This is a genomic window from Prevotella sp. Rep29 (genome assembly GCF_019551475.1).
GTDB lineage: Bacteria > Bacteroidota > Bacteroidia > Bacteroidales > Bacteroidaceae > Prevotella.
The window spans coordinates 2,032,199-2,047,676 of record NZ_CP047159.1 but is presented as its reverse complement, the minus strand read 5'-3'; the positions used below and the strand labels follow the sequence as shown (position 1 = coordinate 2,047,676).

General features: G+C 47.4%; 14 protein-coding genes. 9 read left to right on the top strand and 5 right to left on the bottom strand.

The window, feature by feature from the left end:
- The first annotated feature begins 183 nt into the window (after positions 1 to 183).
- Genes GRF55_RS08730 through GRF55_RS08715 form a run of 4 tightly spaced genes read left to right on the top strand, consistent with a single transcriptional unit; the run spans position 184 to position 4,021 of the window.
- Positions 184 to 885, top strand: coding sequence for an energy transducer TonB (locus tag GRF55_RS08730; RefSeq protein ID WP_220368041.1), 702 nt, complete (start codon positions 184 to 186; stop codon positions 883 to 885).
- Positions 886 to 925: 40 nt separating this feature from the next.
- Positions 926 to 1,906 carry a polyprenyl synthetase family protein gene (locus GRF55_RS08725; RefSeq protein ID WP_220368040.1) on the top strand — a complete coding sequence of 327 codons (981 nt, stop codon included), beginning with the start codon at positions 926 to 928 and terminating at the stop codon, positions 1,904 to 1,906.
- A gap of 35 nt (positions 1,907 to 1,941) precedes the next feature.
- Positions 1,942 to 2,712 (top strand): TatD family hydrolase, encoded by a 771-nt coding sequence (locus GRF55_RS08720; protein WP_220369677.1) that lies wholly within the window; start codon positions 1,942 to 1,944, stop codon positions 2,710 to 2,712.
- A 1-nt stretch (position 2,713) separates the two neighbouring features.
- Positions 2,714 to 4,021, top strand: a complete 1,308-nt coding sequence (locus GRF55_RS08715; protein ID WP_255563776.1) for an acyloxyacyl hydrolase — start codon at positions 2,714 to 2,716, stop codon at positions 4,019 to 4,021.
- 22 nt (positions 4,022 to 4,043) lie between these two features.
- Here GRF55_RS08715 and argH read toward each other — a convergent pair whose 3' ends face one another.
- From argH to GRF55_RS08695, 4 genes are read right to left on the bottom strand one after another with little or no spacing between them, the layout of a single operon-like run.
- The gene (gene argH / locus GRF55_RS08710) at positions 4,044 to 5,339 is read right to left on the bottom strand and encodes an argininosuccinate lyase (protein ID WP_220368039.1); all 1,296 of its coding nucleotides are present in this window, start codon (positions 5,337 to 5,339) and stop codon (positions 4,044 to 4,046) included.
- An 18-nt stretch (positions 5,340 to 5,357) separates the two neighbouring features.
- Positions 5,358 to 6,404, bottom strand: a complete 1,047-nt coding sequence (locus GRF55_RS08705) for a M20 family metallo-hydrolase (protein ID WP_220368038.1) — start codon at positions 6,402 to 6,404, stop codon at positions 5,358 to 5,360.
- A 12-nt stretch (positions 6,405 to 6,416) separates the two neighbouring features.
- Positions 6,417 to 7,640 (bottom strand): argininosuccinate synthase, encoded by a 1,224-nt coding sequence (locus GRF55_RS08700; RefSeq protein WP_255563775.1) that lies wholly within the window; start codon positions 7,638 to 7,640, stop codon positions 6,417 to 6,419.
- Between the two features lie 27 nt (positions 7,641 to 7,667).
- On the bottom strand, positions 7,668 to 8,279 hold the full coding sequence (locus GRF55_RS08695; RefSeq protein ID WP_220368036.1) for a GNAT family N-acetyltransferase: 612 nt from the start codon (positions 8,277 to 8,279) through the stop codon (positions 7,668 to 7,670).
- Between the two features lie 841 nt (positions 8,280 to 9,120).
- On the opposite strand from GRF55_RS08695, the gene GRF55_RS08690 reads away from it, so the two are divergent.
- The 5 genes from GRF55_RS08690 (at position 9,121) to GRF55_RS08670 (ending at position 13,832) form a co-directional block, all read left to right on the top strand.
- Positions 9,121 to 9,648 carry a hypothetical protein gene (locus GRF55_RS08690; protein WP_220368035.1) on the top strand — a complete coding sequence of 176 codons (528 nt, stop codon included), beginning with the start codon at positions 9,121 to 9,123 and terminating at the stop codon, positions 9,646 to 9,648.
- A 420-nt stretch (positions 9,649 to 10,068) separates the two neighbouring features.
- Positions 10,069 to 10,296: a DUF4492 domain-containing protein gene (locus GRF55_RS08685; protein ID WP_220369675.1), complete on the top strand. Its 228-nt coding sequence runs from the start codon at positions 10,069 to 10,071 to the stop codon at positions 10,294 to 10,296.
- A 63-nt stretch (positions 10,297 to 10,359) separates the two neighbouring features.
- Positions 10,360 to 11,949 (top strand): cytochrome ubiquinol oxidase subunit I, encoded by a 1,590-nt coding sequence (locus GRF55_RS08680; protein WP_220369674.1) that lies wholly within the window; start codon positions 10,360 to 10,362, stop codon positions 11,947 to 11,949.
- Positions 11,950 to 11,979: 30 nt separating this feature from the next.
- On the top strand, positions 11,980 to 13,128 hold the full coding sequence (locus tag GRF55_RS08675) for a cytochrome d ubiquinol oxidase subunit II (protein WP_220368034.1): 1,149 nt from the start codon (positions 11,980 to 11,982) through the stop codon (positions 13,126 to 13,128).
- A gap of 26 nt (positions 13,129 to 13,154) precedes the next feature.
- Positions 13,155 to 13,832 carry a peptidylprolyl isomerase gene (locus GRF55_RS08670; protein ID WP_220368033.1) on the top strand — a complete coding sequence of 226 codons (678 nt, stop codon included), beginning with the start codon at positions 13,155 to 13,157 and terminating at the stop codon, positions 13,830 to 13,832.
- 207 nt (positions 13,833 to 14,039) lie between these two features.
- Here the strand turns inward: GRF55_RS08670 and GRF55_RS08665 are convergent, their stop codons facing one another.
- A complete protein-coding gene (locus GRF55_RS08665) occupies positions 14,040 to 15,407 on the bottom strand; it encodes a hypothetical protein (protein ID WP_220368032.1) in 1,368 nt (455 codons plus the stop codon).
- Positions 15,408 to 15,478: the final 71 nt, after the last annotated feature.

Here is a 15,478-nt window from a genome sequence, read left to right as displayed (position 1 = left end):
TTTTTTTCAATTTTCTGCACTATTTTTGTAGGCTGAAAGAGGGGGCTCTCCGGCTTTTGGGCGGGAAGTCTCCTTCAGTCCACCCCTTCCCATCCCGAAGGGAGGGAATTAGTTGGGGAAGAGGACGTTTGTCCGTCATCTTATTCTTAATAACGCAGTTTTTTTGTGTTTAGTGTGTAGGCTATGGAAATAAAGAAATCACCGTCGGCAAGTCTCGAAACCGGGAGGGGTACTCATTTCCTCTTGGGACTGGTCGTCGGGCTCTCGTTGCTTTTCGTGGCACTCGAGTACACTTCTAAGGATACAGACCGGTTTGACAGTCCTTTCCTGGCAGACGAAATGATTGAGGAGTTTGAGTCTGTACCGGCACAACAGAGTGAATTGTTGGCATCGCCTGTCAAAGAACAGGTGGCTGAAAAGATAACCCTCGTCGAGGAGGCATCACAGAGCGATGACGACGTGCTGAACAAGTCCCAGGGAGAACCGGTCGTCATAGGTGAAAAGGAACTGACGGGAGACGATGCGGCGGTCATTCCGCTGACTCCCCAAACCCTTGAGCAGGAAAAGGAGACATTGAGCATCCGGGTCGTTGAGCGCCTGCCCGAATTTCCAGGTGGGATGAGTGCTTTCGCCCTGTGGCTCACAGACCATCTGAAATATCCCCCCACCGCAAGGCAGCAACGTCTGCAGGGACGGGTGGTCGCATCGTTCATCATCGGCGAAGACGGCAGTGTCATGAACCTGAAAATCGTTCGCTCTGCAGGTTCGCCGCTCGACGGCGAGGCACTTCGCGTATTGCGGTTGATGCCGAAGTGGAAGCCCGGCGAATATAAGGGGAATGCCTGTCGGACACTGGTGCATGTGCCTGTCGTGTTTAAATTGTAATCGCTTTGCTAACTGACAAATGATAAATAATAAAAAGCATATGAAGAACTGTACTGCCAGCGAGTTGCTGAAAATGGTGAATGACTATTTGGACGCTCTGCCCTATGAGCGTAAGCCAGCTTCCCTCTACGAGCCCATCAAATATGTGCTGTCGTTGGGAGGAAAACGGATTCGTCCTGTGATGATGTTACTCGCATATAATCTGTACAAAGAACGGCCGGAAGATATTCTCTCCTCCGCATGTGCATTGGAAACGTACCATAATTATACGCTTCTGCACGACGACCTGATGGACCATGCCAGCATGCGTCGCGGACATCAGACCGTTCATAAGCGTTGGGATGAGAACACGGCGATTCTCTCGGGCGATTCGATGCTGGTACTGGCTTATGAGCGTCTGGCGCTGTGTGCTCCGGATAAGTTGAAGGCTGTTCTTGACTTGTTCACCGAAACGGCTCTGCAAATAGGCGAGGGGCAACAGTACGACATGGATTTCGAGTCGCGCAATGACGTGACGGAGGAAGAGTATATTGAGATGATTCGTCTGAAAACAAGCGTATTGTTGGCTTGTGCTGCGAAAATGGGTGCCATCCTTGCAGATGCCCCTGATGCGGATGCTGACAATCTGTATCGTTTTGGCGAGCAGTTCGGTTTGGCTTTCCAGTTGCAGGATGATTTCCTGGATGTTTACGGCGACCCGAAAGTCTTTGGGAAAAACATCGGTGGCGATATCGTCTCCAATAAGAAGACATACATGCTGATAAAGGCATACGGGCTGGCTGACGGGCAACAGTTGAAAGAACTGCAGAAGTGGATTTCGGCAACGGCGTTTGACCCCGCAGAGAAAATCGAAGCCATCACACGGCTGTATAACGAGATAGGTATCGACCGATTGGCGAACGAGAAAATCAACTTCTATTTCGAACAAAGCCAGCGCTATCTTGCTTTGGTAAGCGTGCCGGAAGAACGCAAGACCGAACTCGTGAACTATATGAACGAAATGCTTCATCGGCAATATTGATAGGTGACAAATACCCATATCGGAGTGATTTGATGATGGAATTGACAGATACACATATACACCTTGACGGGGAAGAGTTTGCAGCCGACCTCCATGAGGTGGTTGAGCGTGCCCGTGCAGCCGGAGTGAACAGAGTGTTCATCCCAGCCATTGACCTGAACTCAGCAGCGAACATCCTGTCCCTCTGTCGTCACTATCCAGGGTATGCATACCCGATGATAGGACTGCATCCGGAAGAGGTGCGCGATGATTATCGGGAAGTGCTCGCAGAAATGCGGAAATTGTTCACACCGGAGGTGATAGCCGTCGGCGAGGTGGGACTCGATTTCTATTGGTCGCGCGAGTTCGAGAAGCAACAGATTGAGGCTTTTGAACAACAAGTGCAGTGGTCTGTAGAGACGCGTCTGCCACTGATGATTCATAGCAGAAAGGCGCAACAGGAACTGGTCGCAGTGCTTCGCCGATACGAAAAAGACCTTCCGGGAGGCGTGTTCCATTGTTTCACAGGCAATGAGAAAGAAGCAGCACAATTACTTTCATTCAATCGTTTCGTGTTGGGAATAGGCGGAGTGCTCACATTCAAGAACAGTCATCTTTCCGAAGTGTTGGCAGCCTCCGTACCACTGGACAGAATCGTGCTCGAAACCGATGCTCCCTACATGGCACCCGTACCCATGCGGGGAAAAAGAAACGAGAGCGCATTCCTGCAATACGTAGTAAACAAGTTGGCTGAGGCGTATGACGTGTCGCCCGAAGATGTGGCACGACAGACCAATCTCAACGTACAAAGAATATTCAAGTTGTAGAATGAAAGAAAAAAGACGATATCAATCTGGCAGACACATCGCCTTGCTTGCGCCTTTTTTGTTCATTCTCCTGTCAATACAAAGTGCAAAAGGCGAAGAGAAGAAAGACACGTTCACCCGTTACGGCTTTTCAGTTAACGTGAATCCCGGCAATGAGGTGAAGATGGACAAATACCAGAAAAAGTGGATGAAGAAAACCCGTAACTTCTCTTTCGGTGCCGAGTTGCACTATTCTGCCTTACCACAAGACAGCGATGCCTTCGCTGCCGATTACGGCTATCCGCTGCTCACCCTCGGCGTGAAATACAGTCTTAACCATGGAGTTGTCATGCATCGTTCGCCCGATCCCGACTGGGGAGAAGCAAAAGAAGTGGACTACGACTCGAAAATGGGAAATACCATCTCGCTCTATGGAGCATTCTCAAGACCATTCTTCCGACAAAAACACTGGGAAACAGACTACACCTTCTATTACGGAGTAGGATATTCACGCCGAAAATACGACCCATACCACAACATCGACAATGAACTGATCGGCTCGCGATGGCTCATATTCTTCGGAATGGGGCTCCACGCCACCTATCATTTTGCGAAAAACTGGGGCATCAGGGCAGGAATCGAATACTGGCATCTCAGCAACGGAGCCCTCAACCGCCCTAACAAAGGCGCAAACTTCATCGGTCCCTCACTCGCCGTCGTCTATCAACCCTATTACGAACCGACAACAACGACACAGGCAGGACGATATAATCCCTCTTTCGAAAAATACTGGTATGCAAACGTCACACTCGGAATCGGAGCAAAGACATTGCATGAAGACTGGCAACTCACACAGTTCCAGACACCGGAAGGAAGCGAGGATTATCGAACCGACAAGTTCAAATGCTATGCAGCCTATTCCCTGCAAGCCGACATCATGTACCGCTACGCACGGCGATGGGCATCAGGAATAGGCATCGACCTCTTCTATGGCACCTACTCCAAACGCGTGAAAGAATTAGACCAAGCAGCCGGAAGAACCCTCACACATAGCCCCTGGTCCGTAGGAATAGCAGCCAAACATGAGATTTTTTACCACAACTTCTCCATGCCCGTTTCACTCGGCTTCTATCTTTATCGGAAAATGGGAGAAAACGCAAAAGCAGTCGAAAAGCCGTTTTACGAGCGAATAGGTTTACACTACACCTTCCCGAAGCTGCAAAACCTAAAGGTGGGCATCAATATCAAAGCCCACCTCACCAAAGCCGACCTTACCGAACTGGTCGTCACCTATCCGATAAACATCAAGAAAGTGAATAAATCACTCTGACTTGTCCCCACAAAGCTGTAGTTCACAGCTCCAATTTCTTCAAAACTTTCTTCATCTTCCCAGCGATTTGGTCGTTGCAGAGGTTGCCCATGCTCCCTTCGTGTGTGTGATGGATTTGCTTGTTGGGCTTGTAAGTCCCTTGTTGCACCTGGCTGCCGATGGTCTTGTAAGCTTCACGGAACGGCACTCCAGCGAGCGTAAGGCGATTCACGTCCTCCACGGTGAACATATAGTCGTAGCGTGAATCGTTCACGGCTTCTTCGTTCACGATGACGTGTTGCAGCATGAAGTCAGCCATGCGCAGGCATTCTTTCATCTCTTCAAAAGCGGGGAAGGTAATATCTTTGAGCAGCTGCAAGTCTCTGTGATAGCCGAGTGGGAGATTAGAGAGCATCATACTGATTTCGTTGGCGATGCTCCGCAGGCGATTGCAGCGTCCGCGCATGATTTCCCATACATCGGGATTCTTCTTGTGGGGCATGATGCTCGACCCTGTCGTAAGCGCATCGGGAAAACGGATGAAAGCATAGTTCTGACTGTTGAACAGGCAAATGTCCATCGCCATTCTTCCGAGTGTCGTGGCTATGGCATTGACAGCATATCCGACGGCTAGCTCCGTCTTGCCTCTGCTCATTTGTGCGGCAATCACGTTATAGTGCAAATCTTCAAAATCAAGCAGCCGGGTCGTCATTGTGCGGTTGAGTGGGAAGCTGGAGCCATAGCCGGCGGCAGAACCCAAGGGATTCTGATTGGCAATGGCATAGGCGCTTGCCACAACTTGCAGGTCATCGACCAATGTTTCGGCGTATGCACCGAACCACAATCCGAAACTGCTCGGCATGGCAACCTGCAGGTGGGTGTAGCCCGGCATGAGCACGTCTTTATAAGTCTCGCTGAGCTGTTGCAGCCGCTCGAAGAGTTGATTGGTCTCCGAAGCCAGTTCTTTCAGTTGGGTGCGGTAGAATAGCTTCAAGTCAACGAGCACCTGATCGTTTCTCGACCGTCCGGAATGGATTTTCTTTCCGACGTCTCCGAGACGCTCCGTCAGAAGTTGCTCCACCTGTGAGTGAACGTCTTCGATGCCGTCGCAGATTTGGAAAGTTCCGTCCTCTATCTCCTGTGCGATTTGCTGAAGCCCCTCCAACAGGCGGGCGAGTTCGTCTGCCGTGAGCAGCCCGATGCTCTCGAGCATTTTGATGTGTGCCATTGATGCTTCCACATCGTGTCGTGCAATCAGCATGTCAATCTGCCGGTCATTGCCGACGGTGAATGATTCTATCCATGAATCAATGTCATAACCTTTATCCCAGAGTTTCATGTTATATAAATAAGGTGTTTATAGTTGTATGTTTTTAATGAATGCGATGTAGGTGTCGATGGCGTGTGTGATTTCGTCGATGGCAATCCACTCATCGGCACGATGGCTTCGTGTAGAGTCGCCCGGTCCCATCTTGATGGTGGGGAAGTCCATCTGTGACATGTCGCTCGTCGTAGGCGAAACATAGCGGTGGAACCCCAGCCTCTCTGCCGTTTTCACCAGTGCGTGGTCGGGTTCGATGGCTGAAGCATGTATCCTGAAAGAGCGTGGAGTGAGTTGACTGCAAACAGCCGCTTGGAGCAGTTCTGCCGTCTCTTCATTGCTGTAGGCATCGGTTGTGCGCACATCCACCACAAAGCGGCATTCGTCGGGTATGATGTTATGCTGCGTGCCGGCATGTATTTGTGTGGTGGAGATTTTGACCGGTCCCAAGAGAGGTGATTCTTTTTCAAAATGGTAGTTGCGCAGTTTGTTGATGTCGTCCAGCGCGATGTAGAGCGCATTGGTTCCTTCGTCGTGCGCAGCATGTCCGCTAACACCTTTCGCAAGACCGTCGAGCACCACCAGTCCTCTTTCCCCGACGGCAATGTCCATGCCCGTCGGCTCGCCGACAATGCCCATGTCAATCACCGGAAGTGTGGGCAGCAGGCGCCGGATGCCGTTCTCTCCAGTGACTTCTTCTTCTGCTGAAAGAGCGAGAATAAGGTTGAAGGGCAGCGCCTCGTGGTATAAAGAGCAAAAAGCAGCTGTCAGGCTCACGACCGACGCACCGGCATCGTTGCTCCCCAGTCCGTAGATGCGCCCGTCTTCGCGGGTCGGCAGGAAAGGGTCGCGGGTGTATGATACACTTGGTCGCACCGTGTCATGGTGTGAATTGAGCAGCAGGGTAGGCTTGGAAGCGTCAAAGTGGGCACAGGCTGCCCACACATTGTTGGCGTCGCGATGCACGTCCGCGATTTGCCTGGACGAAAGAAAATCCTCCAAGATGCTTGCCGTGCCTTCCTCTTCACGCGAGAAAGACGGGGTCGCAATCAGTCGCTCAAGCAGAGACAGGTATTCCTCCATAGGTCAACTGTTTTATTTTGTACTCTTTTCTCCTCTCTCTTCGTCGGGATGGATGCTGTAATAAGCGCGCAGCGGGGTTGACAAAATCTTGATGAATCCCTTGGCATCATCGGCAGTCCAGCCGTGTTGCATCTCTCCGTATTCGCCCAGTTTCGACTTCAGGAGGTCGTCTTTCGAGTCCACGCCGACAGTATCAAATCCTAACGGGCGCAGTCGCAGGATGACCGTTCCGTTGACATTGCGCTGGCTCGATGTGAGCATTGCCTCGATGTCGGGCATGACGGGCTCGAGATACTGGCTCTCGTGCAGGAACATTCCGTACCAGTTGGCTACTTGGTCTTTCCAGTATTGCTGCCATTTGCTCAGTGTGCACTTCTCTAAAAGGCGGTGGGCTTCGATGATGAGCATGGGAGCGGCAGCCTCAAATCCGACCCTTCCTTTTATTCCGATAATGGTATCGCCGACGTTGCAGTTGCGTCCGATGCCGTAGGCCGAGCCGATTTCCTCAATATATTGTATGGCTGCAATGCGATTTTCGAATGGTTTGCCGTCAACAGCCGTTATTTCCCCTTTCTCGAAAGTGATTTTCAGCAAGCTTTCTTCCGTCTTTTTCACTTGTTTGAGGTAAGCCTCTTCGGGCAATCCTTGGGTGGAGTCGAGAAGTTCTCCGCCGCAGATGCTGGTTCCCCAGATGCCGACATTATAGCTGTATTTCAATTTGGTGAAGTCTGCCTCAAACCCATTTTCCTTCAGATAATCTATCTCTTCCTGTCTCGAAAGGGCTTGGTCGCGGGTGAGGGTGATAATCTCCACTCCGGGCGCCATCACCATGAACGTCATGTCGAAGCGTATCTGGTCGTTGCCGGCACCCGTACTGCCGTGGGCGATGGCATCGGCATCGATTTCTTTGGCGTATCGGGCAATGGCAATGGCTTGAAAAATGCGCTCGCTGGACACGGAGATGGGATAGCAGTTGTTGCGCAGCACGTTGCCGAAAATCATGTATTTCAACGACTTCTCATAATATTCCTGAGTGACGTCAAGTGTCACGTAATCCACAGCTCCCAATCGGCGGGCATTCTCCTCATTGCGTTTGAGCTGTTCGTCCGAAAACCCTCCGGTGTTGGCACAGGCGGCATACACCTTATGTCCCTCTTTCGCCAGTCGCATGACCGTATAGGAGGTGTCGAGACCGCCGCTGAAAGCAACTACTATCTTTTTCTTTCTTGCTGTCATAATCATTGTCGTTTTTTGGTTTGAATGCTATTTCAGTCTGAATATCTTATTGGCAAAATTCTTCATAGCCATGGTGTAAGGGGTGTACCATGCCGACTTCCGCCGTCCTTGCCCGGGTTCATACAGCATGCCGTAGCACAGGCAGATGCGATGGTTGTTGCGCTGAAGCACATCGTAGTTCACACATCCTTCGCACCCCAGCCAAAACTCTTCGTCGTGGGTGAGCTCGCTCAGCGGCACAGGCTGGTAACCTAAACGCGAATTGAGTTTCATCACTGCCAGCGACGTCGTGAGACTGAATATCTTGGCGTTCGGATAGCGTTCGCGGGCAAGTTCGAAAGTCTTTTCCTTAATGCGTTCAGCCAGTCCCATGCGCCGATAGTCCGGGGCTACAATCAGTCCGCTCGTTGCCACATAGTCGCCGTGACTCCAACTCTCTATATAGCTGAATCCGACTGCCTGGTCGCCGTCCAAGGCAATCACTGCATTGCTTTTGTTCATCTTGCTGGCGATATAGTCTGGCGTACGGCGGGCTATTCCCGTGCTGCGCTGTTGTGACGAGTCGGTAATCATCTGCGAAATGTGTTCCGCATATTTCACATGCGCCCCATCGGCGTATAAAACTTTAATCTGCTTCATGCTCTCTCTGATATGTTCTTTTGACGATGTCTGCCGACAGAAAATAGGCATACCGTCCTGTCATTTGTAAAACATTATTGGTATATTTCGAAATGAATTATGCAAGAACCGGGTTGTTTTGTATAAATATACATTCCGTCTTTTAAACTGCCGCAAAGTTCGTTATTTCCGACAATATGAGCAAATTTTTGTTTAAAAATAATACCTATTTTGTCGCAATTTTATGCAAATATGCAGTTTTTGCCGCCAAAATTGCATATATATACAGAAGTTCGGTGGCTCATTCTTTCTAATCATCCAAATTAGTCACATATTTATCATTAGTCTAATTACCTTTAGCGCTTTTACCAAACAATGCGACTAAAAGAATACTCATTTAATGAAATATTTTGTCATTCCACCCATTTAGCGGCTTGCCGCTTTTGTATATTTATGCAATTACGACCGTTTATAATATACGTTCGTAACCTTTTGTTTATCAGGACGTTAGAAAGGGCTTTCCAAAAGTGCCACTTTTAGCTTGCAAAAGTTCCCCTTTTAGGAGCCAAAAGTGCCACTTTCAGGACGCAAAAGTGGCACTTTTGGAAAGCGAAAGTTCAACTGCATATTTATACGCCCATTTCTGTATGTTTATGCGCTTCGCTAAATGACAAATCAAAAATGATCAATGAGAAATATGTTAGAGGAAGTAAAACAATCATGCAGAGGCTGACAATAGCTGTTCAAATTCAAATAAATTGGGAAATATTCGGTTAAAAAAATTGGAAAACAAAATCTTTTTTTGTATATTTGCAAACAACAAGTTTATATATTTAATGATTTAACCCATTAAAACTATCAAATGATGAAATTAAGACAACAATTTGAACCGTGGCGGCAGTTTCTTTTCTCCGCCCTGATACTCTTTACGATGAGTATGGTAATGACGGCGTGCAGCAGTGAGGAGGATGAATATTCTGAGGAAAGAGAATCTCTTGCGGAGTTTTTCAAAAAATCCTTCCCGCAAGAAAAGGATGGTGAGGGGACAAATGTCACAGACGTTCCCTTTGGGGGATTTAACAAACAAGGGAGTGTCTGCAAAGTTATCAGTTCTTACGATGAGTTGAAATCGAGTTATCAAGGAAATGAAATTCTGCCAGAGGTTGATTTTTCAAGATATTCGTTGGTCATCGGTCGTGCTTGGCTTAACGTGGGGTACAAGTTTAAAAAACTGACTATGACAAAAGAAGAAGGAAACACTGTTGTAGCGCTCCATTTTACAGTTTTGTATGATGCGGTTTTTGCATTAGTTACCTATTATTACTACTGGGCTTTATGTCCAAAATTTACGCCTAAGAATTTAACTACGAGATTCCTTTTTGAAAAATAAATCAATTATTATTTTGAAAAATAGAATTTTATTTTTTCAATTGCATTTTTGTTGACTACACACTCTTTCAAGAGTTATTCACAAGTAACAGAAAGAGTTGAAGGAAAACTTTATTCTGTCAATGAAGGAGTACTTTGTCCCATAAACGAAGATGTTGTGACCGTGAAATTAAAATCTCATTACAATATAGATAAAGAGATAGAAGTATTGCGTTCAAACATACTTGGCTATATAGATTTGAAAGTGCCGAAAGGGAAAAGTGTTGAAAGTTATGTCACATCCTTAAAAGCAAGTGGTAAATGAGACAAAAATGAGTAATAAATGAACCGATAAATGGACAGGTGAAGCAAAAAAATAGTGAAAAATGTAAAATTGTAAGAAATATTTTATATATTTGTGGCGATATAAATTTGTGAAATGATGAAAAAGACTGGTTTTCTTTATCGGGCATACGACCTGTACGTGGATGGTTTCCGCAATATGAAGCTTGGGAAAACGTTGTGGGCAATCATTCTCATCAAACTTTTCATTATGTTTTTTGTGCTGAAACTGTTCTTCTTTCCGAACTTTTTGAGCAAGAATGCACCCGAAGGTGACAAGGCGGGCTTCGTCTCCGGGGAGATGCTGGAGCGGGCAGATGTGCCATAGCCTCACGGAATAATCGTTGAATGTAAAGAAAATATTAATCAAATTAAACAATAGGATATCATGATGACAAATTTCTTATTAAATGTAGATGCCGGGATGATTGATTGGGCGCGCGCCCAGTTTGCGCTGACTGCAATCTATCACTGGCTGTTCGTTCCTCTGACACTCGGACTTGCGGTTGTCATGGGAATCATGGAAACCTGCTACTATCGCACGAAGAAGCCCTTCTGGAGGGATGCGGCAAAGTTCTGGCAGAAACTCTTCGGTATCAATTTCGCCATGGGCGTGGCTACGGGAATCATTCTCGAGTTTGAGTTCGGAACAAACTGGAGCAACTATTCGTGGTTCGTGGGCGACATCTTCGGCGCTCCGCTCGCTGTAGAGGGAATTATTGCGTTCTTCATGGAATCGACATTCATTGCCGTGATGTTCTTCGGATGGAAGAAGGTGTCGGCAGGGTTCCATCTCGCTTCAACCTGGCTCACGGGCTTGGGGGCCACCATCTCTGCGTGGTGGATTCTGGTGGCAAACTCTTGGATGCAGTATCCGGTGGGATGTGAGTTCAATCCCGACACGATGCGCAACGAGATGGTGAGCTTCTTTGAAGTGGCATTGTCGCCCTTTGCCGTCAATAAGTTCTTGCACACAGTGACCTCGGCATGGATTATCGGAGCCGTCTTCACCGTTGCGGTGAGCTGCTACTACCTTTTGAGGAAGCGTGAGCAGCGGTTGGCTATCGAAAGCATCAAGATTGGAAGCATTGTCGGATTGGTTGCCTCTCTGCTGACAGCTGTTACCGGTGATACTTCTGCCTATATGGTTGCCAAAGTGCAGCCGATGAAGTTGGCAGCAATGGAAGCTTTGTACGACGGAGGTAAAGACCAGCCGCTCACCATCGTCTCTGCGGTCAACCCGTTCTCGCAGCCTGACTATGAGAAGGGTGGGGAGCCGGCACTGAAGATTGCCGTTCCGAACGTTCTGTCGTTCCTGGCAACGCACGACTTCCACGGATTCGTCCCTGGTGTGAACGATATCATTAAAGGCGGTTATAAGAATGCGAAAGGAGAGATAGAACCGTCGCTTGAGGAGAAAATCAAGCGCGGACAGGAGGCGATTACCGCTCTCGGAGAGTATCGTCAGTCGAAAGCGAACTACAAAGGAAAGGAGATGAGCGACGAGGTCAAGGCTGAATTGCAGGAGAAGAGCGACTTCATCAAAGCCAACATGAAGTATTTCGGATACGGATACATCAAGTCGGCTGACCAGATTGTGCCGTTCATCCCCATCAATTTCTGGGCGTTCCGCCTGATGGTAGGCTTGGGAACCATCTTTATCCTCTTCTTCATGGTGACCCTCTTTATCGTCTATCGAAAAGACATTACTACGGCGAAGTGGCTGCAGATCTGCGGAATCATCCTGCTGCCTCTCGCATACATTGCCAGCGAGTCGGGCTGGTTGGTGGCAGAGTTCGGCCGTCAGCCGTGGACCATTCAGGACATGCTGCCCACATGGGCTGCGGTGTCAGACTTGAGCTCGAACTCAGTGGCACTGACGTTCTTCATCTTCCTCGCACTCTTCACGACACTTCTTGCAGTGGAAATCAATATTCTCTGCAAACAAATCAAGAAGGGACCGGAATATTCTGAAAGTTAATTTAGACAACAAGTAATAAAGACAGAAGTTATGACTTACGAATTTTTGCAACAATATTGGTGGTTCCTCGTTTCGCTTCTTGGAGCCCTGCTCGTCTTCCTGATGTTCGTTCAGGGAGCAAACTCTTGCCTCCGCTCATTGGGCTGGACGGAAGAAGGCAAGCGACTGGTGGTCAACTCGACGGGCCGCAAGTGGGAGTTCACGTTCACCACGCTGGTGACGTTCGGCGGCGCATTCTTCGCCTCGTTCCCGCTGTTCTATTCAACGAGTTTCGGCGGCGCATACTGGCTGTGGATGATTATCCTCTTCTCGTTCGTGCTGCAGGCAGTCAGCTACGAGTTCCAGAATAAGCTGGGCAACCTGCTCGGTCCGAAGACTTTCCAGTTCTTCCTCGTGTTGAACGGAATTCTCGGTCCGCTGCTCCTGGGCGGTGCCGTGGCAACCTTCTTCGAAGGCTCTAATTTCATCGTCGCAAAAGACAATATGATTGATGCTACGGCGATTACGCCAATCATATCGCGCTGGGCAAATGCCTCGCACGGACTCGATGCCCTGCTCAATCCGTGGGTGCTCGTCTTCGGAGTGGCAGTGGTCTTCTTGGCGCGCGTGCTGGGAATCCTCTATGTGATGAACAACGTCAATGATGAGGATATCCGCTCACGAGGCTCCGCGCGCCTCATCGGAGTGGCAACGCCGTTCGTCATTCTCTTCGTGGCATACCTCATCCATCTGCTGGAGAAGGACGGCTACGCCTACGACCCAGCGACGGGCGTCATCTTCATGGAACCGTCAAAATATCTTCACAACTTCTTGGATATGTGGTATCTGACAATCGTCCTGCTGGTTGGCGTGGTGCTCGTGCTCTTTGGCATAGGCAAGACCGTCTTCTCGAAGAACTATTACAAAGGCATATGGCCCGCAGGCATCGGTACGGTGCTCGTCGTGCTCGTCCTCTTGCTCTGCGCAGGATGGAACAATACGGCGTATTATCCATCTACCGCCGACTTGCAGTCGTCACTCACCATCCAAAACTCGTGCAGTTCGGAGTTCACTCTTCGCACCATGGCAATCGTGTCGCTCTTCATCCCGTTCGTGCTCGCCTACATCATCTATGCGTGGCGCTCCATCGACAAGAAGAAACTCGACAAAAAAGAGATTGAAGAAGGAGAGGCTTATTGAGGCAACCACTCTATAACGAATGTGATATGAAAAAACTGATAGGCATATTATTCCTCATGGCGGTCGTGACATCTGCCTATGCGCAGGACGACCGCCACGAGGTGCAGTTCCTCACGAACAAGGGGCGCATACGCGTCGTGCTCTACAATGAGACGCCGCAACATCGCGACAACTTCCTGCGACTGGTGCGCGAGGGCTATTACGATGGTGTGCTCTTCCATCGCGTCATCAACCGCTTCATGGTTCAGACAGGCGATTCCGCCACGCGCAATCTGCAAGAAGGCGAGCCGATACCCGACCTCCTCGAAGCCTATAAAGTGCCGGCGGAAATCAAGTACCCGCAGTTCTTTCATAAGCGTGGGGCACTGGCAGCAGCGCGCGAGGGCGACAACGTGAACCCCGAACGGGCATCATCCATGAGCCAGTTCTATATCGTTTACGGACGCATCTTCAGCGATGCCAAGCTCGACAGGGTGCAAGAACGCGTGAGCAAGGCAACAAACGGCACCGTCGTCTTTACGCCCGAAATTCGAAATGTGTATAAGACCATCGGCGGCACACCCCATCTCGACGGACAATACACCGTCTTCGGCGAAGTCATCGAGGGTATGGACGTTGTGGAAGACATCGAATTTGTCAAGACCGACAGCACCGACCGCCCCATAGAAGATGTGCGCATCATCAACGCCAAGGTCGTGAAATAACTATAAGCCTGAATAGCAGAATATCGAGGAGTATTTCGATTGGAAGTACTCCCCGATATCTTTTCTATGAATTAAATATGTAGCTATAGATGTAAATCTGGGAACTATTGCCAACATTATAAGAATGCAGCATGTTAAGGTGTGAGCATAGCGATATTTGTTGGCGAAAAACATTCCTAAACTGTTCTTTCCACTTCTTAAATCGAATTATTCCAACTCATCAAATTTACTTTCAAGATTACTAATTCTACTATCGAGATCATCATAATCATTGTCATCATAATTATTTTTTCTGAGTGATACGATTGAAATAGAAAGAGAGGATATTGATTTATTTCCCCTTACGTCTATTGCCGACAATGGGATGGAATTGTCTCCTATATGAAGTCCTTTCATATGTAATCTTATACATTCACCTTTCTTTATTTTGCGTGCATCAAATTCGTAAGATCCGACAGCTATTGTTTGAACATCGCCATTCGCATCAATATAGAATGGGATGTTATACCCCAAATAATCATTCCCTTCAAAGCTTCCATACGAAATAGATACGGATGAGGTTAATGGGGTTGATGGTTCTGGAAGTTTGACAAGTATATTTTGGTTCTTTAAATAGATTATGCTAGGCCATGAACTCGGAAAACTAGAACCAGCCAATCCTGAATACGAGTAATTTGAGTGTCGTCTATTGTTAGGTCTACGCCCCCTTGCAAATATGTTTGGAGCCATGTTGTCAACAAAAACAATGCCTAAAGGAACTAAAGTATATTTCCAATTCTCATCTATCCCAATCATAAATAAACAGTTAGGACCACATTCTCCTATTTGGTTACAAGTAAATTCCTCTGCTGTTGATAAATTGGCATCTTTAAGGCCTTCTGATATTTTCTTTTCAATAAAAGAATTTATGCTATCCCTATTTTGTGCAGCATACAAATAGAAATATTTGCCAGGTACATTTACGTTAAACCTATATTTTGTGCCTTTTAATGTTTTTAATATAGGCGGATTACCTGATACTTTTGCATACTCATTATGACCAGAAAAGTTAAATTGTCTTATGAGTGAATTCATATTCTCAATCAATAAACTATCAGGCTTTAAATTATTCTTAAACATCCACAATCTAATATGGTTTCTATAATTTCTTTTGTAATTCACATCATATAAGCCGACACAATTCCCTGAAACTACCGTAGCAACATTTATAGGAGGAATATTTTTACTCTTGTAAAAATATGTAAAAACCGTATCATTTGTTCTAGAAGTTTGGACGGAAAATTCCTGTTTGTTATTTTGTGTGGCAAGTTTGTATGCAAATTCAGTTTGATTGAATTTTCTCACAATCTTGTTCAAATCTAAAACTATAGTGTCTTTTATCGGAAAATTCTTGCTATAGAATCCTTCAATATTTATAATAGCCGTATCTTGTGCCATTGTATCTGTCTGAACAATCAAAAGTTCCGCTATTTCAGAATTATAATGAATAACTGGTAATGATGGGATATGTTCGGTAGAGCATGAAAAAAGTATGTATGAGACACATGCGCAGATAAGAAATTTTAATGTTTTCATAAAATGAATCTATTATAAATTATAGCTGTCTTCAATCAAAAAAAAGCGTATGCAAACAATTCAGGAGAGAA

What these genes read in the sequence shown, in the direction of transcription:
- GRF55_RS08730 (WP_220368041.1), top strand. Translation starts at nt 184, where the DNA reads ATGGAAATAAAGAAATCACCGTCGGCAAGTCTCGAAACCGGGAGGGGT.
- GRF55_RS08725 (WP_220368040.1), top strand. Translation starts at nt 926, where the DNA reads ATGAAGAACTGTACTGCCAGCGAGTTGCTGAAAATGGTGAATGACTAT.
- GRF55_RS08720 (WP_220369677.1), top strand. Translation starts at nt 1,942, where the DNA reads ATGGAATTGACAGATACACATATACACCTTGACGGGGAAGAGTTTGCA.
- GRF55_RS08715 (WP_255563776.1), top strand. Translation starts at nt 2,714, where the DNA reads ATGAAAGAAAAAAGACGATATCAATCTGGCAGACACATCGCCTTGCTT.
- argH (WP_220368039.1), bottom strand. Translation starts at nt 5,339, where the DNA reads ATGAAACTCTGGGATAAAGGTTATGACATTGATTCATGGATAGAATCA.
- GRF55_RS08705 (WP_220368038.1), bottom strand. Translation starts at nt 6,404, where the DNA reads ATGGAGGAATACCTGTCTCTGCTTGAGCGACTGATTGCGACCCCGTCT.
- GRF55_RS08700 (WP_255563775.1), bottom strand. Translation starts at nt 7,640, where the DNA reads ATGACAGCAAGAAAGAAAAAGATAGTAGTTGCTTTCAGCGGCGGTCTC.
- GRF55_RS08695 (WP_220368036.1), bottom strand. Translation starts at nt 8,279, where the DNA reads ATGAAGCAGATTAAAGTTTTATACGCCGATGGGGCGCATGTGAAATAT.
- GRF55_RS08690 (WP_220368035.1), top strand. Translation starts at nt 9,121, where the DNA reads ATGATGAAATTAAGACAACAATTTGAACCGTGGCGGCAGTTTCTTTTC.
- GRF55_RS08685 (WP_220369675.1), top strand. Translation starts at nt 10,069, where the DNA reads ATGAAAAAGACTGGTTTTCTTTATCGGGCATACGACCTGTACGTGGAT.
- GRF55_RS08680 (WP_220369674.1), top strand. Translation starts at nt 10,360, where the DNA reads ATGACAAATTTCTTATTAAATGTAGATGCCGGGATGATTGATTGGGCG.
- GRF55_RS08675 (WP_220368034.1), top strand. Translation starts at nt 11,980, where the DNA reads ATGACTTACGAATTTTTGCAACAATATTGGTGGTTCCTCGTTTCGCTT.
- GRF55_RS08670 (WP_220368033.1), top strand. Translation starts at nt 13,155, where the DNA reads ATGAAAAAACTGATAGGCATATTATTCCTCATGGCGGTCGTGACATCT.
- GRF55_RS08665 (WP_220368032.1), bottom strand. Translation starts at nt 15,407, where the DNA reads ATGAAAACATTAAAATTTCTTATCTGCGCATGTGTCTCATACATACTT.